Origin of the sequence: Streptomyces sp. NPDC050636 (genome assembly GCF_040654775.1) — a bacterium.
Lineage (GTDB): Bacteria > Actinomycetota > Actinomycetes > Streptomycetales > Streptomycetaceae > Streptomyces.
In genome coordinates this window covers 42,834-64,008 of the sequence record NZ_JBFAIP010000002.1, presented here as the reverse complement: position 1 = coordinate 64,008, position 21,175 = coordinate 42,834, and the positions used below count along the sequence as shown (strand labels likewise).

Here is a 21,175-nt window from a genome sequence, read left to right as displayed (position 1 = left end):
TCTCCCCTGAGTAGGGGGTGCTGCACGTGCTCTTCACTGATCGCATGGATGCGGGGCGCCGTCTCGCCGACGCGCTCCGGCATCTGAAGGGGGAAGATCCCGTCGTGCTGGGGCTGCCCCGCGGCGGGGTTCCGGTGGCTTTCCAGGTGGCGCGGGCGCTCGGCGCCCCGCTCGATGTGATCGTGGTCCGCAAGCTCGGCGTCCCGTACCACCGTGAGCTGGGGTTCGGTGCCATCGGCGAGGGCGGGGTGCGGGTGATCAGCGACGATATCGTCCGGCGCGGCCGGGTCAGCCAGAAGGACGTGGCAACCGTCGAGCACTCCGAGGAGGTGGAACTCGCTCGGCAGGCCCGGCGGTTCCGCGGCGACCGGCCGCGGCTGGCGCTCGACGGACGGACGGCGATCGTGGTGGACGACGGCATCGCGACCGGTGCCACGGCGGCGGCCGCGTGCGAGGTCGTACGGGCTCAGGGCGCGGCCCGCGTGGTGCTGGCCGTACCGGTGGCCCCTCCGGACGCGGTGGACTGGCTGCGTACCAAGGCGGACGACGTGGTGTGTCTCTCGACGCCGCTCGGGTTCTCCGCCGTCGGCGAGTGGTACCGGGACTTCTCCCAGACCCCGGACGAGGACGTCGTCTCCCTGCTGGCACAGGCCAGGGCCGACCCGCCGCACCGCTCCGCGCGGGTCACCGAGGCCGAGGTGGACGTGGACGCGGGCGGCGTGCCGCTGACCGGGGATCTGGCCCTGCCCGAGGGCGCCGGGGCGGTCGTGATGTTCGCGCACGGCTCGGGCAGCAGCCGGCACAGCCCGCGCAACCGACTGGTGGCAGAAGCCCTGAACCGGGCGGGCCTGGGCACACTGCTCTTCGACCTGCTCACACCGGTGGAGGAAGCCGACCGGACGAACGTCTTCGACATCGCGACCCTCGCCCAGCGGCTGGCGGACGCCACGGACTGGCTGCGCGCCCGGGTGTCCTTGCCGATCGGCTATTTCGGGGCGAGCACCGGAGCCGCCGCGGCACTGCGGGCCGCCGCCTCCCCGGACGCGCGCGTCGGCGCCGTGGTCTCCCGCGGCGGGCGGCCGGATCTCGCCGGGCCGGGGCTCGCCGACGTACGGGCACCGACGCTGCTGATCGTGGGCGGTGACGACACGCTGGTACTCGATCTCAACCAGCAGGCCCAGGCGCAGCTGCGCTGCGAGAACCAGCTGGAGATCGTCCCCGGTGCCACGCACCTCTTCGAGGAACCCGGGGCCCTGGACGAGGTTGCCGATCTCGCCCGGGACTGGTTCAGCCGGCACTTGGTGCCCCCGGCCGCGTAGCTGCGGATCACCGTTCCGGCAGCCGTACGACGGTCAATCGTGGGGCGGGAGACGGCCGAGCTGGTGGTCGGCGACGCTCAGCGCTTCCTCGACCAAGCGGCGGAGATGTCCGTGCCGCAGTGCGTAGATCACCCGGCGGCCCTCCTTTCGGCTGGTGACGAGTCCGGCCAGACGGAGCCGGCTCAGATGCTGGCTGACGGAGGGCCGCGCCGCGCCACAGGCATCGGTGAGCGTGGTGACGTCCGCCTCGCTCTGGGCCAGGCGCTGCAAGAGGGCCAGCCGGGTGCGGTCGGCCAGCAGTCCCAGGACCTGCGCGGCCGCGGTCAGCCGTTCGCCCGCGTCTCGCTCCTGCGACCGGTGCGCATCTGATAGGTGCATGCGTGCGCTCATACGCACATAATGGTGAGAGGAGTCGGCCGGTGTCCAGTCGGCCGGCCGTGTCGCCCCCTTGTCGCACCCTGTCGCCCCCTGAACAGGAAGGCGTGAGCTCCCGTGAGCGAGACGAGCGAGCAGACCCCGGCCCACGAGCCGCACGGGCACCACCACCATCCTCACCATCACGGGCCGGGCTGGTTGCCGCGGTTCAGGCACCGGATCGCGCATGTGATCACCCCGCACGGCCACGAGGCGTCCGACAAGGTCGACCCGGCGATGGAAGCCTCGGCGGAGGGCATGCGCACGCTGTGGATCTCGCTCGCCGTCCTGGGTGTCACCACCGTGCTGCAGGCCATGGTCGTGGCGCTGTCCGGTTCGGTGGCGCTGCTGGGCGACACCATCCACAACGGTGCCGACGCGCTGACCGCCGTCCCTCTGGGCGTCGCGTTCCTCCTCGGCAGGCGGGCCGCGACCCGGCGGTTCACCTACGGTTTCGGCCGCGCCGAAGACCTGGCGGGCATCGTCATCGTGCTCACCATCACCGCGTCCGCCGCGCTCGCGGCATACACCGCGATCGACCGGCTGCTGAATCCGCGCGAGATCACCCATCTGCCCGCGGTCGCCGCCGCCGCGCTGATCGGCTTCATCGGCAACGAGTGGGTGGCCCGCTACCGCATCCGCACCGGCCGCAGGATCGGTTCGGCCGCTCTGGTCGCCGACGGGCTGCACGCCCGTACCGACGGCTTCACCTCGCTGGCCGTGCTGTTCGGCGCGGGTGGGGCGGCGCTCGGCTGGGGCCTGGCGGACCCGGTCGTCGGCCTGCTGATCACCATCGCGATCCTGATGGTGCTGGGCGGCGCGGCCAAGGAGGTCTTCCGGCGGCTGATGGACTCCGTCGACCCTGCCCTGGTCGACGCCGCCGAGAGCGCGCTGCGCGCGGTGCCCGGCGTGGTGGAGGTGGGCGAGCTGCGGATGCGGTGGATCGGTCACCAGCTGCGTGCCGAGGCCGCCGTCGTCATAGACGGAGGCCTGGAGCTGTTCTCCGCCCACCAGGTCGCCGTCGAGGCCGAACACGCCCTGCTGCACGCGGTCCCGCGGCTGACCGGCGCGCTGATCCACCCCGACCCCACGCCCCGTACGGACGGCCCGGACCCGCATGCCACGCTGGCCCACCACCGCCACCCGGCCCGCGCGACCTGACACCCCCCATCCGCACGAAGCGCGCACCGGACGCGCCCGGTCTGGTCAGGCCTGGTCAGACAGGTCTGGTGGTCCAATAGGTCTGGTGGTCCAACAGGTCTGGTCTGGTCCGACAGGTCTGGTCACGTCAGGTCAGGCAGGTCTGGTCAGGCCAGACCTGCTCTCGTCCACTCACGTCAGATCACTCACCAGCCCCTGCCACCACCCAGTTCGTCGGAAGCTCGATCCGCGCTCCGTCCGCCCCGAATGCGGTGGTCGCCAGCGGCAGCTCCCCCTCCCCCGCCACCCGCAGCCCGTGCTCCCGGAGCAGTCCGGGGACCACGGAATCGGCCATCTCACCGGGCGCGATGCCGTGCGAGAGGACCGCGAGCAGCTTCGCGGGCGGTCCGGCGGGGCGCTGCGCGAGGGACATCAGGACCTCTTTGGACGACTCGGCCGGCTCGACCGCGAAGATCCGGCCGCGGCTGCCCAGAAGACCGGCGATGTTGGCCACGATCCGCGCGCGGTCCTCGGGAACACACTGGTGCAGCACGCCGCGCAGATAGATGTTGGCGTCGCCCAGTTCGTCGTGCAGGTCGTGCATCGCGTCGCTGTCGGCGGCATCCAGCTGACGGTATTCGGCCACGCTCTTCTCGTCGTCGGCCAGGGCGTGCTCGATCGCCGCCGCGGAGAGGTCGATGCCGAGGGCGCGCGCGTAGCGACCGGCCAGGAAGCGTGTCTGGGTGCCGTTTCCGCAGCCCAGGTCGACGACCGGCAGCGCGGCGTCGAAGTGCTCCTCGAAGTACGGCAGATGGAGCTGTGCGGTCAGGGACGGATCGGAGTCCCAGAAGACCTCGCCCTCGCCGGCCGGCGCATCGCGCCAGAAGCCTTCCCATGCCTGTAGACAGTGGCTCGAAGCACTCATGGCCCATTGCTACGCCCGCGGGTGATCGCCCGGCAAGGGCGCCAACCGTTCTTTCACATGACGTACCCCATGGTGTTCGAACCTCGCGTACCCTGCGCGCACCCCCGCGCATTCCCCCGTACGTCCAGGGAAGTCCGCGAACTACCGCCTGGCACGCGGCAGCGACTGCTCGAACCAGACCGTCTTTCCGGTGGACGTCCGGCTCGTCCCCCACTCCCGGGCCAGCCGGCTCACCACCCGCAGCCCGCGCCCGAATTCATCGTCGGGCCCCGCGCTCAGCAGCTGCGGCAATGCGTGGTCGTCGTCCGAGACCTCGCACAGCAGGGCATCGGCGTGTACCAGCCGCAGCTCCACATGCCGGGTGTGTGCATGCTGTACGGCGTTGGTGACGACCTCGCTGACCATCTGCTGCGCCGTCTCGACCGACGAGTACAGCCCCCAATGAGTGAGCTGACATTGCGTCAAATATCTGGCCCGGCTCACTTCCTGGGGGTCGATGGCGAGGCGCCATTCGGCGACGGCGTCCGGTGGGATGCCGTTGAGCCGCGCCATCAGCAGCGCCACATCGTCCTTGCGGTCGTCGGTCACGTTCAGCGCCCGGATGATCGCGTCGCAAGCGTCGTCCATGGAAGCGGCGGGATGCGCGGCAGACTCGGCGAGCGCCGCCAGCCCCACCCCGATGTCCTTGCCGCGCACCTCCACCAGGCCGTCCGTACACAGGACGAGGCGGTCACCGGGCTCGACCGGTACCGTCATGGCCTCGAAGGGCACCCCGCCGACGCCGATCGGCGCGCCCGTCGGGAGCCGGAGGAGTTCGCTGCGGCCGTCCACGGCGCGCACCAGGACGGGCGGGATATGCCCGGCGTTGGCGATCGTGAGCCGCTGCCCGATCGGGTCGTAGACCGCGTACAGGCAGGTGGCGAGGTAGTTGTCGCCCAGCCGCTGGGCCAGGTCGTCCAGGCTGCGCAGCAGTTGCACGGGCGGCATGTCCATCGCGGCCATGGTCTGTACGGCGGTCCGCAACTGACCCATCATCGCTGCGGAGTTCAGCCCGTGGCCCATCACATCGCCCACCACCAGGGCGGTCCTGGACCCGGGCAGCTTGATGGTGTCGAACCAGTCGCCGCCGACCCGGCCGAGGCGGGTGCCCGGCAGATAGCGGGTGGCGGTGTCGCAGCCGGCCATCCGCGGGGCGATCTGCGGCAGCATGCTGTCCTGGAGCGTCTCGGCAACGTTCTCCTGGAAGGTGTACATCCGGGCGTTGTCGAGCACGAGCCCGGCGCGGGCGGCGAGTTCGGCGCCCGTCACCCGGTCCATGTCGTTGAATTCCGTACGCTCCGGATGGCGCAGCAGGATCATGAAACCGAGCACGACATGGCGCGCCTTGAGCGGGACGACCAGCAGCGACCGCCGGTTGATCAGCGGGCTGATGTCGCGCTTCTCGAACTGCGCCGCGATGGCGTTGCCCATCTCGTCGCTGATCCGCGGTACGAGGACCGGCTGCCCCGTCGTCATGCACTGAAAGAACGGCGTCTGTACGGGGAACGCCATCGACTCGCCGACCGGGACCACGTCGTCCCAGCGCCCCGGCTCGTCGTTGTGCTCGACCGCGACGCGGTGCCACATGGTCATCGCGTCCGGCGGCCCGTCGGGGAAGCCCTCGCCCGCGATGACCTGTTCGCGCAGATAGGTGCCGGCGACGTCGGTGAAGCGGGGTACGACGGCCTCGCTGACCTCCTGGATCGTGCGTGCGAGGTCCAGCGAGGAGCCGATCCGGCCGCTGACTTCGTTGAGGAACTCCAGCCGCTCGCGGACCGCGGCGTATTCGAGGTCCGACTCCAGCTCGGCGGTGGCCGCGGCGGCGGCCTGCGGATCGTCGGCCACGGCACGTGCCGCGCGCAGCAGTCTGGTACGCCGCTCGACACGGCGCGGAACACCCCAGTCCGGGGTCACGGGGAAGCGCTCCTGCTGGCTGATCTCCAGCACCGGATAGCCCAGCTCCAGTACCTGGGAGACGATCCGCGCGCTCTCCTGGGGGCTCATGCTCGGCAGGATCTCCGGTAGCCGGCGGGCCAGGTCCTCGGAGCCGGGAAAGTCGGTGTGCAGTGCGAAGGCGGGCACGAACCGCTCCTGCTCATCGCCGTTGCCATCGGTCGGGCCGTGCAACTGCGCGGCGTCCGCGGCAAGTACGAGCAGCCGCTCCGCGCCGGGCGGCCCGACGAGCGGGTACGCCCACCACAGCACGGCCACCGCGGCGCCCCCGGCGCCCGCCATCCGGGCCCGGCCCGCCGTGGGATAGGGCGTGGCACCGCCCAACGACGCTTCGAGAGCGGGGCCGTGGCACTCCTGGCCGTCCTTGCGCGCGTCCCACTCCTTGGCGCCCAGCGCGCCGGTGACCGGCAGCAGATCGACGGCACAGGCGCCCACGGCTTCTTCGCGGGTGGGTCCGAAGAGCCTGCACGCGCCGCTGCTCCAGTGGGAGATCCGCCCGCTCTCGCCCACCACGACGACGGCAAGCGGAATCCGCCCGGGGACGGAGTCCCGTGGCGCGGGCACGCGGGATGACGCACCAACCATGTCGTCGCCGTGCGACTGGCCACACTCCACGGGCGGTTGCTCCTTCGTACTCCGATCTTGCACCACCACAACCACGGTACGGCTGCCGAACGATGCGGTGGGCGGCATTCCACGAACAGGTGGTACGCGGGCGCTTTCACGTACCACCTCCGGCCAAAGGGGACTCAGGACCTGCCCGGCCGGTCCTCGTGCCCCAACTGGAGGTCGCGTTCGGTGCGCCCGCCGCCCGCCACCTGGAGGACGGTGGCAACCGGCGGGTATCCGGCGGCGATCACGGTGTACTCGCCTGCCGAGAGGTCCACGAAGCGGAACAGGCCGTCGGGTCCGGTTGTCGCGGTGTCGACGACATTGCCGGCCGCGTCCAGGAGCGTGACCCGGGCGTCCTCGACGGGGCGGCCGCCGCCGGCCCGTACGGTCCCGCGCAGTACTGCGCCGCCGGCCAGTTCGACGTCCTGCCGGGTCTCGCGGGACGCCTGGACGGTCACCGGCAGGGCGGTGGGCCGGAAGGCCGGGGCGCTGGAGGCGAGGGTGTACTCGCCGGCCACCAAGTCCCCGATGACATAGCCGCCTTCGCGCCCGCTGCGGGTGGTCGCGACCACGTCGCCGCGTACGTCGGTGAGGGTGACCATGGCGTCGCGTACGGGCGTGCCGTCAGCGGTGGTGACGGTGCCCGCGAGGCGGCCGGCGCCGCCGAGCACCACATCCAGTTCGACCGGCCGCTCGCCGACGGTGACGCTGACCGCCTGCGGCTGGTGGCCGCCCGCGGACGCGATCAGCACATACGCGCCGGCGCCCGGCGTGCTCAGCGCGTACCGCCCGTCCTCGCCGGTGGCACCGCGGCCGATCTGCCGGCCGGCGACATCGATGAGGGTGAGCGCGGCGCGCGGGACGATGGTGCCGTCGTGGTGCTGGACGGTGCCGCACACGGGGGTGCCGGCGGCGGCCGGGGGCTGACCGGCGGCGGCGTAGGGGCGGGAGTAAGTGGCTGCGGAACCATAGGAGTTCGGGGCGGGTCCGTACGCGGCGGCGGACGCGGCGGCCGGTTCGGCGGAGGCGGCGGAACGTGCCGGTGGCACGGTGGCGGGGCTCTCGGGATCGCCGTACGGCGTATGCGGGGTCTGGGGGGCCTGCGAAGTGTGAGAGGCGTGGGACACCAGGGGGTTCTCTTTCAGGAAGATGGCGAACAGGAAGCCCAGGACGAGCACCGGCACCAGGTAGAGGAAGAGCCGCGGCATGCTGAGCAGTTGCGCGGTGACGTAGTTGTCGCGCAGCGTGGCGGGCAGCGCGCGCACCAGCTGCGGAGTGATCGACTCCGGGTCCGGCTGCCGCCCGGACCCGTGCTGTCCGGGCACGAACTGGCCGGCGAGCCGGTCGGCGAAGAAGGCGCAGAAGAGGACCGCGCCGACGATGCCGCCGATCTGCCGGAAGCAGCTGTGGGCGGTGGCGGCGGCCAGGCCGGCACGGCGTACGGAGTTCTGCACGGCGAGCACCAGCACCGGCAGGACGAAGCCGATGCCTAGGCCGAGGATGCCCGTCCAGAGGCTGTAGACCTCGCGGGAGGTGTCCTCCGACATCCGGGACAGCAGCCACATCCCCTCTCCGGCCACCGCGCAGCCGAGGATCGGGAAGACCCGGTAGTGGCCGGTGCGGCTGATGAGCCGGCCGGAGACGGTCGACGCGATCACCAGGCCGACCATCATGGGCAGCATCAGCAGTCCGGACTCGACGGCCGTGGTACTGCCGGCCATCTGCGGGAAGGCCGGCAGATAGCTGGCGGCACCGAAGAGCGCGAGGCCGACGGCGGCGCCGACGAGGCCGGTGACGTTGAAGACCGCGGCACGGAACAGCCGGAGCGGGAGCAGCGGTTCGGAGACGAAGTACTCGACGGCGAGGAACAGCAGGGCCGTGCCGAGCGCCCCGGCGCCGAGCCCGAGGATGACCCGCGAGTCCCAGGCGTACCTCGTGCCGCCCCAACTGGTCAGCAGCACCAGGCAGGTGGCGAAGGGGACGAGCAGCAGCGCGCCGACGATGTCCAGCCTGGGGAGGTCGACGGGCTTGGGCAGTCTGAGGGCGAACGCGATGAGGATGAGCGTCAGGAGGCCGAACGGAATGTTGAGGTAGAGGCACCAGCGCCAGGAGGCGTGTTCGGCGCAGAGGCCGCCGGCCAACGGCCCGGCCGCGAGGGCGAGTCCGAAGGCGGCGCCGATCGGGCCCATGCAGCGGCCGCGGGCCCTTGGCGGCACGATGCCGGCGATGATCGCCTGGGCGCCGATCAGGATGCCGCCGGCGCCGGCGCCCTGGACGGCGCGGAAGATGATCAGTTCGTCCATGGAGCGCGACCAGCCGGTGAGCGCCGAGCCGGCGAGGAAGACCAGGACCGCGCACAGGAAGGCGGCCTTGCGGCCGAAGAGGTCGCCGAGCTTGCCGAAGAGCGGCAGGCCGACGGCCGAGGCCAGCAGGTAGCAGGTCACCGGCCAGGACATGGTGTCCGTCCCGTGCAGCTCACCGGCGATCTCCGGGAGTGCGGTGGCGAGGACGGTCTGGTCGAGGGCCGCGAGCAGCAACGTCAGCAGCAGGCCGGCGAAGACCGTACGGACGCGGCCCGGACCGAGGGAGATGTGCGCGGCACCGCCCGCGCCGTCGGCGCCCGGGTCCTGCCAGGCATCCGTATCGGGCACCGGGCCACGGGCGGACGACCCGGGCCCCTCGCCCCGCTTGCTCAGGGTGGTCCCGCCCACGTACTGCTCCCCTCATCACGCCTGCTGTCGGCGCCCATTTCTCGCATCGGGCGACAACAGCGATCAAGCGGGACGAATCGAGCGTGCGGGGCGGGAACTGACGTCAAGTACGTTGCCCGGGGTGCCTATTGGGCGCCCATCAGGGGTTTCCGCGCCACGGCCGCCCGGCGGACCGGGCAGCGCCGCTCACCGGAAACCACCCGAACCGGTGAGCATGGTGAGACCCCGAGAGGGTTACGGAGTGACGGCCGCTCACTTCTCCATCTCGGCGGCGAGGTTGGCGAGGATCCCGTCATAGATCCGGCCGAGCCCCTTGGGCGCGAAGGTCCGCTCGAAGAAGCCGCCGACACCGCCGGCGCCCTGCCAGGTGGTGGTGACGACGACGTTGGCGCGGTCCGCACCGGCCGGGGTGACGATCCAGGTGGTCACCATGGAGGAGTTGCGGTCCTTCTCCACCAGCTGGCCGTCGGTCGGCTCGTCGACCTCCAGCAGGCAGTCCCGCACCCGCTTGCTCGTGGCCTGGAGCTTCCAGTGGACGAGGGTGCCCTTGCCGTCGCCGCCCTCGCGGACCTCGTACTCGCTGAAGTGCTCGGTCAGCAGCTTCTGGCGCGTGCCGCTGTAGTCGGCGAGCGCGTCGAACACGTCCTCCGGGTCCGCCGCGATCTCGCGCTGCGTGGTGGCCTCGACCTGACCCATGTGTGTCTTCCTCCAGTAGTCGGCTGCCGGTGCTGCGGTGCGCCGCCAAGCCAACCACCACTGGGCGGCGCGCCCAAAATCGGGTTGACAGACCCCAAGGGAACAAGTGTTCTATTATCGAGCTCGGGGGCTCGACAGGATCTCGGCAGAATCTCGGCAGGATTCAGAAGGAGGCCCGATGCGCTGGGACAATCTGGGCGACGGCCCGTCCGCGCTGTTCGGCACGGACGTCGTCAGCCGGACGATCGACACCCCCGAATTCCGCGGGATCACCTTCCACGAGGTGCGCGCCCGCTCGATCGTGAACCGCGTTCCGGGCGCCTCCCGAATGCCGTTCGAATGGACCGTGAACCCCTACCGCGGCTGCAGCCACGCCTGCGTCTACTGCTTCGCGCGCAAGACGCACAGCTATCTCGACCTGGACACCGGCCTCGACTTCGACTCGCAGATCGTGGTGAAGGTCAACGCCCCCGAGCTGCTGCGCCGCGAGCTGACCGCGCGCCGCTGGCGCGGCGACCACATAGCCATGGGCACGAACGTCGACTGCTACCAGCGTGCCGAAGGCCGCTACCGCCTGATGCCCGGCATCATCACGGCGCTGCGCGACCACGCCAACCCGTTCTCGATCCTCACCAAAGGCACCCTGATCCTGCGCGACCTAGAGCTGCTACGGCAGGCCGCCGCGGTCACCGACATCGGCATCTCGGTCTCCGTCGGCTTCCTGGACCGCGAGCTGTGGCGCACGGTCGAGCCCGGCACACCCGCCCCGGAGCGCCGGCTGGACGTGGTGCGCACGCTCACCGCGCACGGCATCCCCTGCGGCGTACTGATGGCACCGGTGATCCCCTTCCTGGGCGACAGTCCGGACCAGCTGCGCGCCACGGTCCGGGCCGTCGCGGAGGCCGGCGCCGGCTCGGTCACCCCGCTCGTACTGCATCTGCGGCCCGGCGCCCGCGAATGGTTCATGGCGTGGCTCGGCCACCACCACCCGCAGCTGGTACGCCGCTATGAGCGGATGTACGCCGACGGCTCCTACGCCCCCAAGTGGTACCAGCGCCAGATCACCCGCCAGGTCCACGAACTCGCCACGGAACACGGCATCGGCCCCCACCGCCCCGGCGAGGCCCGCAACATCCCCGCGCCCGCCGTGCCCGCCGCGCCCGACTCCCCTTCGGAACCAACCCAGTTGACGTTGATCTGACGGGCCGGCAGGCGTCACAGGAGCCGGGCGGGGGCGGCCTCCAAGGCCCGTGCGAGGCGGTTCCGCGCCTCCATCTGGGCGGCGATCCGCTCGTCGATGACGGCGAGGCGCTCACGGGCGATGCGCAGGCCCTCGGGTGAGGGCGGGCCGCTGGTCATATCGCCGTCCAGGCACTGCGCGAAGCAGCGGACGTCGGCGAGCGTGAGCCCGGCGTCCAGGAGATGGCGGATATTGCGCACGCGTACGACCACCCGCTCGTCGTAGACGCGATAGCCGTTCGCTGCCCGCTCCGAAGCGATCAGCCCCTCGCGCTCGTAGTTGCGCAGCGCGCGCGGCGACGCCCCCGTGATCTGCGCCAGCTCCCCGATCCGCACCGGACCACCTTCCTTCCGGAGCGTTTCTACCAGGGCATCTGCCAGGGCCGCCGACATGGGCCGCCGCGGGCCACCGTCAGCCGACCACCGCTCCCCCGTCGACCGGAAGGATCACCCCCGTCACGAACGACGCGGACGGCGCCGCGAGCTGAGTGATCGCCCAGGCCACTTCTTCCGGACGGCCGACCCGCCCCATGGGCGTGTGATCGATCTGCCACTTCCGTATGGCCGCCCGCTGCTCCGGCGACCAGCCCTGATGCAGGGCGATCGGGGTCTCGATCGCACCGGGCGCGACGGCGACGACGCGGATGCCGCGCGGCGCGAGCTCCACCGCCCAGCTCCGGGTGAGGAGTTCGAGCCCTGTCTTGGTCGCGGCATAGACCGAGTTGCCCGGCCAGCCCCGCTGCCCGACCGAGGTACTCAGGTTCACCACGACCCCGCCGGTCCGCTCCAGGTGGGGCACGGCCTCCTGGGTGAGCAGCACCGGCGCGACGAGGTTCGTCGCCAGCAGCGGAGCCATCTGCTCCTTGGTGTAGCTGCCGAGCGCCCCGTTGCCCACCATCGCCGCGTTGTTGACCAGCACATCCAGTCGGCCGTAGGTCTCGGCCACATACCGCATGAGATCTTCGGGCACACCGTCCTCGGTGATGTCCCCGACGTACGGGACGACCTCGCCCCTCCCACCGGCTGCCGCCGTCTCCTCCAGCGGTTCGGCCCGGCGGCCCACCGCCACCACTCGCGCCCCTTCCGCCGCGAAGGCAAGGGCGGTGGCACGCCCGATCCCCGTACCGGCTCCGGTGACGATCACGACCCGGCGCTGTGCCCCGGGCACGCTCGGCCCGGTACCCGTTGCATTGCCGCTTGTGTTACTCGCTGCGCTTTCCATACCGGGAGTCTCGAACGTTGCCCCTGGTGTCAAGGTCAAGCGGACGAGCCACCGGGGTGGGCTCCGGGCGCCGAAAGGTGCCGCAGGTGTACCCGAGCTGCGCTACTGGCGTCCGCTGACGCCGGGATCCGAGCCGCCCGGGGCGTGACCCCGGCCGATCGCCCCGTCCGCCCTGTCATCAGCACCGTCCCCCTCCGCCGCCACGTCCTCGTGCACCCCCAGCCGCGCCAGCGAAGCAGCCGCCGCGGCCGCCAGGCGGGGGTGGGTGACGGCGGCGGTGAGGGTGGGGACGGCGCGGCGGTCGCCCAGCGCTCCCAGACCCTCGACGCAGGCGAGGGCCACCCGCCAGTACGGGTTGTGCGGGGTGAGCAATCGTTCCAGCGTGGCGATCAAGGCCGGTACGGACTGCGGGGCGCGGAGTTCGGCGAGCAGGCGTACGGGGTGCAGGGCGTAGGCGGTGCGCAGCGGGTTGGTGGCGAGTGCGGCGGCGGCGCGGGCGGTGCGCGGGTCGCCGAGCCGGCCCAGGGCGTGGGCCGCGGTGGCGCAGCGCATGGGTTCGCGGTAGTTCAGCAGCAGCACAAGCGTTTCGAAGGCCCGCTTGTCGCCGGCGCAGCCGAGGACGAAGGCGGCGATCTCCCTGGTCCACAGTGGGCGTTCGACGGCGACCAGCATCCGGGCCAGTTCCTCCCGCCCGGCGGGGGTGTTCTTGCGGGCGAGTCCCAGCAGCCGCTCGTAGGCGACCAGATCCTGTGGGGAACGGAGTTCGGCCCGCACCCGGTCCGTCAACTCGTGGAATTCGTCTTCCATTTGTTCCCCTCCCGTCGGGCCACGCCGGTTCCCGCGACGTGTCCTGCGCCACAGCCTAATGACGGCCACTACCCCTGGCGCTCTGGTTACCCACCGGTTAACCTGCTGGAACGAGCAGCACCCCTGCTCGGGCGGCCTGGTGACGCAGCCGCCACAGAGTGAAGTCGGTTCGGCACCGCACAGCACGACACTTTCACGGAGCACACGGCACAGCCCCGGGACAGGGCCCGCCGGGTCTCCCACACCGCCAGCGCTGCCCGCAGTGCTGCGGCTTCCCGCGGCTCACCGCCGCTTCCCGCCGCTGCGCACTGCTTCTCGCCGCGTCTGCGTGGACACTCCTCAGTCGTCACCTCTCCCCTGCCCTCAGGGGAACACCCTCTGGAGTCTCGCGATGGGCCCTCAGTCCACCCCAGACCTCTCAACTGATGTCTCCCCCCTGTCCCTTTCCACAGTGGCCGTCGTCGGTCTCGGCACCATGGGCACCGGCATCGCCGAGGTGCTGACCCGGGCCGGCCGCGAGGTCATCGGTATCGACACCGACGAAGCCGCGGCCCGGCAGGCCGTCGCCACCCTCGAATCGTCCACCGCCCGCGCCGTGCAGCGCGAGCGGATCACGGAGCGGGAGCGGCAGGACCTCCTGGCCCGTTTCCGTACCTTCTCCGACCTGCAGGCCGCCGCCGACGCCGACCTCGTCATCGAGGTGGTGCCGGAGGACTACGAGCTCAAGCGGCAGGTCATCACCACGCTCGACGGCATTGTGCGGCCGGAGACGATCATCGCCACCGGCACCAACGCGCTGTCCGTGACCCGGCTGGCTGCCGACTCGCGGCGCCCCGAGCGGGTGCTCGGCGTGCACTTCTTCAACCCCGCGCCGGCCATGAAGCTGGTCGAGGTGGTCTCCTCGGTGCTCACCGCACCGACCGCGGTCGCCGCCGTCACCGAACTCGCCCGCGACCTGGGCAAGGACCCGATCGCGGTCGGCGACCGCCCCGGATTCGTCGCCGACGGCCTGCTGTTCGGCTATCTGAACCAGGCCGCCGCGATGTACGAGTCCAAGTACGCGACCCGTGAGGACATCGACGCCGCGATGCGGCTCGGCTGCGGGCTGCCGATGGGCCCGCTGGCGCTGCTCGACCTGATCGGTGTGGACACCGCACGTACGGTCCTGGAGGCGATGTACGCCGACTCCCACGACCGGCTGCACGCCCCCGCGCCGATCCTGGGGCAGTTGGCCGAGGCCGGGCTGACCGGCCGCAAGGCGGGCCGTGGATTCTACAGATACTCCGACGAAGCGACTCCCGGGAGCGCCACCGTCGTGCCGGACGCGGAGACCCCCACGGCAGCCGATGAGCAGGCTGCGGGCCGTACGGTCCGCAGCGTCGGCGTGGCCGGTTCCGGGACGATGGCCAGCGGTATCGCCGAGGTCTTCGCGAAGGCGGGCTTCGAGGTCGTGCTGGCCGCCCGCAGCCTGGAGAAGGCGGAGAAGGCCAAGGCCAGGATCACCAAGTCGCTGGGCCGCTCGGTCGACAAGGGCCGGCTCACCGCGGAGGCACGGGATGCCGCGCTCGCGGCGATCACCCCGGCCGGTTCGCTCGACGCCTTCGCGGACGTCGATCTGGCGGTCGAGGCGGTGGCCGAGGACCTGGAGGTCAAGCAGCAGCTGTTCGGCACGCTGGACAAGGTCTGCAAGCCGGGCGCGGTGCTGGCCACCACCACCTCCTCGCTGCCGGTCGTGGCCTGCGCCCGCGCCACCTCGCGGCCGCAGGACGTCATCGGGATGCACTTCTTCAACCCGGCGCCCGCGATGAAGCTGGTGGAGGTCGTCCGTACGGTTCTGACGGCCGACGATGTGCACGCCACCGTGCGGGCGGTCTGCGCGAAGGTCCGCAAGCACCCGGTGGACTGCGGCGACCGCGCCGGTTTCATCGTCAACGCCCTCCTGTTCCCGTACCTGAACAACGCGATCAAGATGGTCCAGGAGCACTACGCCTCCCTGGACGACATCGACGCCGCCATGAAGCTCGGCGGCGGCTACCCCATGGGCCCCTTCGAGCTCCTCGACGTCGTCGGCCTGGATGTCTCGCTGGCCATCGAGAAGGTGCTGCACGCCGAGTTCCGCGACCCCGGGCTGGCGCCGGCGCCGCTGCTGGAGCACCTCGTCGCCGCGGGCTGCCTCGGCCGCAAGACCGGCCGCGGCTTCCGTGAGTACGCCAGGCGCTGACGGGTGGGGGCACCCCCGGCCGAAAGCCGGGGAGGCGTGGGGCGGACTGCTGGCACCATCCAGCGGTCCGTCCCAGGTCAGGGGGGCGGAGATGGCACCGGATGCCGCAGGCCGCGTAAATATGCAGTACCGTCCCCACATGTCCCAGCCCGCTCGCACGCAGTCGTCCGACGCACCCGACAACAGCACTCCCGGCACCCGCCGCGCGGCCGCCCAGCGGCTCAAAATGCGCCGCGAACTGTCGGCGGCGGCAATGGAACTGTTCGCGACCAAGGGATACGAAGCGACCACGGTCGACGAGATCGCGGCCGCCGCGGGCGTCGCCCGGCGCACCTTCTTCCGCCACTTCCGCTCCAAGGAAGAGGCGATCTTCCCCGACCACGACGACACCCTCGTACGCGCCGAGGCCGTCCTGGACGCCGCCCCGCAGCACGAGAACCCGCTCGACACGGTCTGCCGCGGCATCAAGGAAGTCATGCGGATGTACGCGGCCTCACCGGCCGTGTCCGTGGCCCGCTACCGCCTCACCCGTGAGGTACCCACCCTCCGCGAGGCCGAGATCGCCTCGGTGGCCCGCTACGAACGTCTCTTCACCCGTTATCTCCTGGGCCACTTCGACGAAGGCGCGCACCGCGAGGGCGACGACGATCCGCTGCTCGCCGAGGTCGCCGCGTCCGCCGTGGTCACCGCGCACAACCACGTACTGCGCCGCTGGCTGCGGGCCGGCGCTCAGGGCGACGTCGAGGCCCAGCTCGACCATGCCTTCGAGATCGTCCGGGAGACCTTCGGCACCGGCATCGGCGCGGGCCGCGCCCTCACCGGGGAGGCCCCGCCGGCGGCCGTCTCGCGCGAGGGCGAGGTCCTGGTGACGGTGGCCCGCACGGACGCGCCGCTGGACGAGGTCATGCGCACCATCGAGAGGGCCCTGAAGAAGCGCTGACGGGGCGTCCGGGGGGCTGCGAGGCCCTCCCGCTCCGCACCCTTTTGTTTTTCCCCGCCGCCCACCCCCCTTCGGGGGGTGGGCGGGTGTAGTGGTGCGGTTTGCCCTGCTCAGGGCCCCCACATGAACGATCATCGCTCATATGTGACCACCAGGTTTCAGCTGAGAGAAATTCCTGGCACTCAGTGTCTTGCCGCATGGCACGCGGTGTCATACCTTGAGGGTGTCCGGGCGGCCGGCGCATAGCGAACCCTCGTGCGTCGGCTGTCCCAGCAAGCCATTCGTGGCCGCCCGCCCGGACGCCTGCGTCACAGGCAAACTTCACGCGCTCACCCGCGCAGCCAGGCACGGTGACCGCCTCTTCTGCGACCAGCGCAGACGGGGAGGACACCGGGCCACCCCGGCCGAACCGACGGCACCCCCTCCGCACCACCCCCGACGTTCCCTCAAGCCGTTCCCTCAACGAGCTTCGCCGGAGGCACACCGTGAACGAAATCCTGGACGCGATCCTCGCGCCCGACAGCACCCGCGACGACTTCGCCGCGCTGACCATCCCCGAGTCCTACCGCGCGGTGACCGTGCACAAGGACGAGGCCGAGATGTTCGCCGGCGTGCCGTCCAGGGAGAAGGACCCCCGCAAGTCGCTGCACGTCGAAGACGTGCCGGTGCCCGAGCTCGGCCCCGGTGAGGCACTGGTGGCCGTGATGGCCTCCTCCGTGAACTACAACTCCGTCTGGACCTCGATCTTCGAGCCCGTGTCGACGTTCGGGTTCCTGGAGCGCTACGGCCGCCTCTCCCCGCTCACCAAGCGGCACGACCTCCCGTACCACGTCATCGGCTCCGACCTGGCCGGCGTCGTGCTGCGCACCGGCCCCGGCGTCAACGCCTGGGGCCCCGGCGACGAGGTCGTCGCCCACTGTCTGTCCGTCGAGCTGGAGTCCTCCGACGGGCACAACGACACCATGCTCGACCCCGAGCAGCGGATCTGGGGCTTCGAGACCAACTTCGGTGGTCTCGCCGAGATCGCGCTGGTCAAGTCCAACCAGCTGATGCCCAAGCCCAAGCACCTGAGCTGGGAGGAGGCGGCGGCGCCCGGCCTGGTCAACTCGACCGCGTACCGCCAGCTGGTGTCCCGCAACGGCGCCGGGATGAAGCAGGGCGACAATGTCCTGATCTGGGGCGCGAGCGGCGGACTCGGTTCGTACGCCACCCAGTTCGCGCTGGCCGGCGGCGCCAACCCGATCTGCGTCGTCTCGTCCGACCAGAAGGCGGAGATCTGCCGGAAGATGGGCGCCGAGGCGATCATCGACCGCAACGCCGAGGGCTACAAGTTCTGGAAGGACGAGCAGAACCAGGACCCGCGGGAGTGGAAGCGCTTCGGTAAGCGGATTCGTGAGCTGACCGGCGGCGAAGACGTGGACATCGTCTTCGAGCACCCGGGTCGGGAGACCTTCGGCGCGTCCGTGTACGTCACCCGCAAGGGCGGCACCATCGTCACCTGCGCCTCGACCTCCGGCTACAACCACGAGTACGACAACCGCTACCTGTGGATGTCGCTGAAGCGGATCGTCGGCTCGCACTTCGCGAACTACCGCGAGGCGTGGGAGGCCAACCGCCTGGTCGCCAAGGGCAAGATCCACCCGACCCTGTCGAAGACGTACACCCTTGAGGAGACCGGGCAGGCGGCCTACGACGTGCACCGCAACCTGCACCAGGGCAAGGTCGGCGTGCTGGCGCTCGCACCCGAGGAGGGGATGGGCGTGCGCGACGAGGAGATGCGCGCCGAGCATCTCGACGCCATCAACCGGTTCCGAGACGTGTAAGCGGAGCGGACAACAAGCAGGAGCCGCGACGCGTAAGCGGAGGGGACAACAAGTAGGAGTCGAAACGCCCAGGCGGATCGACCGACACGGCCGGAACGTCTGATCCCCCTCACGTTCCCACCACGAAGATACGGGTCACACATGACTGAGCGTCAGAAGGATCGTCCGTGGCTGATGCGGACTTACGCCGGGCACTCCACCGCCGAGGCGTCCAACGAGCTGTACCGGCGCAACCTCGCCAAGGGCCAGACGGGCCTGTCGGTCGCGTTCGACCTCCCGACGCAGACCGGTTATGACCCCGACCACATCCTCGCCCGCGGCGAGGTCGGCCGGGTCGGGGTCCCGGTGTCCCATCTCGGTGATATGCGGCGGCTGTTCCAGGACATCCCGCTGGATCAGATGAACACCTCGATGACCATCAACGCGACGGCCATGTGGCTGCTGGCGATGTACCAGGTGGTCGCCGAGGAGCAAGGTGCCGACATCACCAAGCTGGCGGGGACGACGCAGAACGACATCGTGAAGGAGTACCTCTCGCGCGGGACGCATGTGTTCCCGCCGGGGCCGTCGCTGCGTCTGACCACCGACATGATCACGTACACGGTGGCCAACATCCCCAAGTGGAACCCGATCAACATCTGCAGCTACCACCTGCAGGAGGCCGGTGCCACGCCGGTCCAGGAGATCGCGTACGCCATGTCCACCGCCATCGCGGTGCTGGACGCGGTACGCGACTCCGGGCAGGTGCCGCCGGAGAAGTTCGGCGATGTCGTGGCCCGTATCTCGTTCTTCGTGAACGCCGGCGTCCGGTTCGTCGAGGAGATGTGCAAGATGCGCGCCTTCGGCCGCATCTGGGACCAGATCACCCGCGACCGCTACGGCATCGAGAACGCCAAGCAGCGCCGTTTCCGCTACGGCGTGCAGGTCAACTCGCTCGGTCTGACCGAGGCGCAGCCGGAGAACAACGTCCAGCGGATCGTGCTGGAGATGCTGGCCGTGACGCTGTCGAAGGACGCGCGTGCCCGTGCCGTCCAACTCCCCGCCTGGAACGAGGCGTTGGGGCTGCCCCGGCCCTGGGACCAGCAGTGGTCGCTGCGCATCCAGCAGGTCCTGGCACACGAGAGCGACCTGCTGGAGTACGAGGACATCTTCGCCGGATCGCATGTCATCGAGGCCAAGGTGGACGCCCTGGTGGACGAGTGCCTGGCCGAGATCGCGCGGATCCAGGAGATGGGCGGCGCGATGGCGGCCGTGGAGTCCGGCTACCTCAAGTCGCAGCTGGTCTCCGCGCACGCCGAGCGGCGGGCCCGGATCGAGGCCGGCGAGGAGAAGATCATCGGCGTCAACTGCTACGAGTCCACCGAGCCCAATCCGCTCACCGCGGACCTCGACTCCGCGATCATGACCGTCGACCCCGCCAACGAGGCCCGCGTCGTCCAGGCGCTGCACGACTGGCGGGACAACCGGGACGAGGGGCGCGCGCAGGAGTCACTGTCGGTCCTGAAGAAGTCCGCGGCCGGCGACACCAACCTGTTCGCGGCCACCCTCGAATGCGCTCGCGCCGGTGTGACGACCGGCGAGTGGGCCTGGGCGCTGCGGGACGTCTTCGGCGAGTTCCGGGCCCCCACGGGCGTCTCCAGCGCGCCGGTGGCGGTCACCGCCGAGGCGGGCACCCCGCTCGCGGTGGTCCGCGAGAAGGTCGCGCGGACCGCGGCCGAACTCGGCAGCGGCAAGCTGCGTCTGCTGGTCGGCAAGCCCGGCCTGGACGGGCACAGCAACGGCGCCGAGCAGATCGCCGTACGGGCCCGGGACGCCGGCTTCGAGGTGGTCTACCAGGGCATCCGGCTCACCCCGGAGCAGATCGTCTCGGCGGCCGTCGCCGAGGATGTGCACTGCGTCGGCCTGTCGATCCTGTCCGGTTCGCATGCCGAGCTGGTGCCGGACGTGCTGGCCCGGCTGCGCCGTACCGGCGTCGACGACATGCCCGTCATCGTCGGCGGAATCATCCCCTCCGCCGATGCCACCGCACTCCGGGAAGCCGGGGTCGCGGCGGTCTTCACACCCAAGGACTTCGGTATCACGGAGATCATCGGCCGTATCGTCGACGAGATCCGGAAAGCGAACAAGCTCGACCCTCTGGAGGTCCCCGCATGAGCCCCGTCAACCGCCTTCGCCCGCGGCGTTCCTGCCTCGCGGTTCCCGGCAGCAACCCGCGTTTCCTGGAGAAGGCCCAGGGCCTCCCGGCCGACCAGGTCTTCCTGGACCTGGAGGACGCCTGCGCGCCGCTCGCCAAGGAAGGCGCCCGGCACACCATCGTCGACGCGCTGAACAACGGCGACTGGACCGGCAAGACGCGTGTCGTGCGGGTCAACGACTGGACCACGCACTGGACGTACCGGGACGTCGTCACGGTCGTCGAGGGCGCGGGCCCCAACCTCGACTGCATCATGCTGCCGAAGGTGCAGGACGCCCAGCAGGTCGTCGCGCTGGATCTGCTCCTCACCCAGATCGAGAAGACGATGGGCTTCGAGGTCGGCAAGATCGGCATCGAGGCGCAGATCGAGAACGCCAAGGGCCTGGTGAACGTCGACGACATCGCCGCCGCCTCGCCGCGTCTGGAGACCATCATCTTCGGCCCGGCCGACTTCATGGCTTCCATCAACATGAAGTCCCTGGTGGTCGGCGAGCAGCCGCCCGGCTATGGCGCGGATGCGTACCACTACATCCTGATGCGCATCCTGATGGCGGCTCGCACCTACGATCTGCAGGCCATTGACGGTCCGTACCTTCAGATCAAGAACGTTGACGGCTACCGCGAGGTTGCCGGCCGCGCCGCCGCGCTCGGCTTCGACGGCAAGTGGGTGCTCCACCCGGGTCAGGTCGAGGCGGCCAACGAGGTCTTCTCGCCCTCCCAGGAGGACTACGACCACGCCGAGCTGATCCTGGACGCCTACGAGTGGTGCACCTCCGAGGCGGGCGGCAAGAAGGGTTCCGCGATGCTCGGTGACGAGATGATCGACGAGGCGAGCCGCAAGATGGCGCTGGTCATCTCCGGCAAGGGCCGGGCAGCCGGCATGACCCGTACGTCCAAGTTCGAGGCCCCGGAGGCGTAAG

Annotated in this window: 16 protein-coding genes; 8 read left to right on the top strand and 8 right to left on the bottom strand. The window is 70.7% G+C overall.

The window, feature by feature from the left end; genetic code table 11:
• Positions 1–26 precede the first annotated feature (26 nt).
• Positions 27–1,319, top strand: a complete 1,293-nt coding sequence (locus AB0I10_RS02785; RefSeq protein WP_363150472.1) for an alpha/beta family hydrolase — start codon at positions 27–29, stop codon at positions 1,317–1,319.
• Between the two features lie 33 nt (positions 1,320–1,352).
• Here the strand turns inward: AB0I10_RS02785 and AB0I10_RS02780 are convergent, their stop codons facing one another.
• On the bottom strand, positions 1,353–1,709 hold the full coding sequence (locus AB0I10_RS02780) for a metalloregulator ArsR/SmtB family transcription factor (protein ID WP_363150471.1): 357 nt from the start codon (positions 1,707–1,709) through the stop codon (positions 1,353–1,355).
• 183 nt (positions 1,710–1,892) lie between these two features.
• Between AB0I10_RS02780 and AB0I10_RS02775 the strand changes: the two genes are divergently transcribed.
• Positions 1,893–2,894 carry a cation diffusion facilitator family transporter gene (locus tag AB0I10_RS02775; RefSeq protein ID WP_363150821.1) on the top strand — a complete coding sequence of 334 codons (1,002 nt, stop codon included), beginning with the start codon at positions 1,893–1,895 and terminating at the stop codon, positions 2,892–2,894.
• 181 nt (positions 2,895–3,075) lie between these two features.
• On the opposite strand, the gene AB0I10_RS02770 is transcribed toward AB0I10_RS02775, so the two are convergent.
• The 4 genes from AB0I10_RS02770 to AB0I10_RS02755 all read right to left on the bottom strand — a co-directional run bounded on the left by AB0I10_RS02770 (position 3,076) and on the right by AB0I10_RS02755 (position 9,809).
• Positions 3,076–3,798, bottom strand: coding sequence for a class I SAM-dependent methyltransferase (locus AB0I10_RS02770; protein WP_363150470.1), 723 nt, complete (start codon positions 3,796–3,798; stop codon positions 3,076–3,078).
• 141 nt (positions 3,799–3,939) lie between these two features.
• Complete coding sequence (locus tag AB0I10_RS02765) at positions 3,940–6,375, bottom strand: SpoIIE family protein phosphatase (RefSeq protein WP_363150820.1); 2,436 nt, start codon at positions 6,373–6,375, stop codon at positions 3,940–3,942.
• Positions 6,376–6,539: 164 nt separating this feature from the next.
• A complete protein-coding gene (locus AB0I10_RS02760) occupies positions 6,540–9,113 on the bottom strand; it encodes an MFS transporter (protein ID WP_363150469.1) in 2,574 nt (857 codons plus the stop codon).
• Between the two features lie 252 nt (positions 9,114–9,365).
• The gene (locus AB0I10_RS02755) at positions 9,366–9,809 is read right to left on the bottom strand and encodes an SRPBCC family protein (protein WP_363150468.1); all 444 of its coding nucleotides are present in this window, start codon (positions 9,807–9,809) and stop codon (positions 9,366–9,368) included.
• Between the two features lie 178 nt (positions 9,810–9,987).
• On the opposite strand from AB0I10_RS02755, the gene AB0I10_RS02750 reads away from it, so the two are divergent.
• Entirely contained in the window at positions 9,988–11,010 is a 1,023-nt protein-coding gene (locus AB0I10_RS02750) for an Rv2578c family radical SAM protein (RefSeq protein WP_363150467.1), read from the top strand.
• Positions 11,011–11,024: 14 nt separating this feature from the next.
• Here the strand turns inward: AB0I10_RS02750 and AB0I10_RS02745 are convergent, their stop codons facing one another.
• The 3 genes from AB0I10_RS02745 to AB0I10_RS02735 all read right to left on the bottom strand — a co-directional run bounded on the left by AB0I10_RS02745 (position 11,025) and on the right by AB0I10_RS02735 (position 13,077).
• On the bottom strand, positions 11,025–11,384 hold the full coding sequence (locus AB0I10_RS02745; RefSeq protein WP_363150466.1) for a MerR family transcriptional regulator: 360 nt from the start codon (positions 11,382–11,384) through the stop codon (positions 11,025–11,027).
• A 76-nt stretch (positions 11,385–11,460) separates the two neighbouring features.
• Positions 11,461–12,216 (bottom strand): SDR family oxidoreductase, encoded by a 756-nt coding sequence (locus AB0I10_RS02740; RefSeq protein ID WP_363150465.1) that lies wholly within the window; start codon positions 12,214–12,216, stop codon positions 11,461–11,463.
• A gap of 156 nt (positions 12,217–12,372) precedes the next feature.
• Entirely contained in the window at positions 12,373–13,077 is a 705-nt protein-coding gene (locus tag AB0I10_RS02735; RefSeq protein WP_363150464.1) for a HEAT repeat domain-containing protein, read from the bottom strand.
• Positions 13,078–13,468: 391 nt separating this feature from the next.
• Here AB0I10_RS02735 and AB0I10_RS02730 point away from each other — a divergent pair, with 391 nt between their 5' ends.
• From AB0I10_RS02730 to AB0I10_RS02710, 5 genes are all read left to right on the top strand, one after another.
• A complete protein-coding gene (locus AB0I10_RS02730; protein WP_363150463.1) occupies positions 13,469–15,298 on the top strand; it encodes a 3-hydroxyacyl-CoA dehydrogenase family protein in 1,830 nt (609 codons plus the stop codon).
• A gap of 139 nt (positions 15,299–15,437) precedes the next feature.
• On the top strand, positions 15,438–16,238 hold the full coding sequence (locus AB0I10_RS02725) for a TetR family transcriptional regulator (RefSeq protein WP_363150462.1): 801 nt from the start codon (positions 15,438–15,440) through the stop codon (positions 16,236–16,238).
• A gap of 485 nt (positions 16,239–16,723) precedes the next feature.
• Positions 16,724–18,061, top strand: a complete 1,338-nt coding sequence (ccrA, locus tag AB0I10_RS02720) for a crotonyl-CoA carboxylase/reductase (RefSeq protein ID WP_363150460.1) — start codon at positions 16,724–16,726, stop codon at positions 18,059–18,061.
• A 141-nt stretch (positions 18,062–18,202) separates the two neighbouring features.
• Positions 18,203–20,215, top strand: a complete 2,013-nt coding sequence (locus AB0I10_RS02715) for a protein meaA (RefSeq protein WP_363150459.1) — start codon at positions 18,203–18,205, stop codon at positions 20,213–20,215.
• Positions 20,212–21,174 carry a CoA ester lyase gene (locus tag AB0I10_RS02710; protein WP_363150458.1) on the top strand — a complete coding sequence of 321 codons (963 nt, stop codon included), beginning with the start codon at positions 20,212–20,214 and terminating at the stop codon, positions 21,172–21,174. The genes AB0I10_RS02715 and AB0I10_RS02710 overlap by 4 nt, the downstream gene beginning before the upstream one ends.
• Position 21,175 lies beyond the last annotated feature (1 nt).

Coding starts and splice junctions, on each gene's coding strand:
- AB0I10_RS02725 (WP_363150462.1), top strand. CDS start 15,438: ATGTCCCAGCCCGCTCGCACGCAGTCGTCCGACGCACCCGACAACAGC.
- AB0I10_RS02735 (WP_363150464.1), bottom strand. CDS start 13,077: ATGGAAGACGAATTCCACGAGTTGACGGACCGGGTGCGGGCCGAACTC.
- AB0I10_RS02710 (WP_363150458.1), top strand. CDS start 20,212: ATGAGCCCCGTCAACCGCCTTCGCCCGCGGCGTTCCTGCCTCGCGGTT.
- AB0I10_RS02730 (WP_363150463.1), top strand. CDS start 13,469: ATGGGCCCTCAGTCCACCCCAGACCTCTCAACTGATGTCTCCCCCCTG.
- AB0I10_RS02770 (WP_363150470.1), bottom strand. CDS start 3,798: ATGAGTGCTTCGAGCCACTGTCTACAGGCATGGGAAGGCTTCTGGCGC.
- AB0I10_RS02750 (WP_363150467.1), top strand. CDS start 9,988: ATGCGCTGGGACAATCTGGGCGACGGCCCGTCCGCGCTGTTCGGCACG.
- AB0I10_RS02755 (WP_363150468.1), bottom strand. CDS start 9,809: ATGGGTCAGGTCGAGGCCACCACGCAGCGCGAGATCGCGGCGGACCCG.
- AB0I10_RS02780 (WP_363150471.1), bottom strand. CDS start 1,709: ATGAGCGCACGCATGCACCTATCAGATGCGCACCGGTCGCAGGAGCGA.
- AB0I10_RS02765 (WP_363150820.1), bottom strand. CDS start 6,375: ATGGTTGGTGCGTCATCCCGCGTGCCCGCGCCACGGGACTCCGTCCCC.
- AB0I10_RS02715 (WP_363150459.1), top strand. CDS start 18,203: ATGACTGAGCGTCAGAAGGATCGTCCGTGGCTGATGCGGACTTACGCC.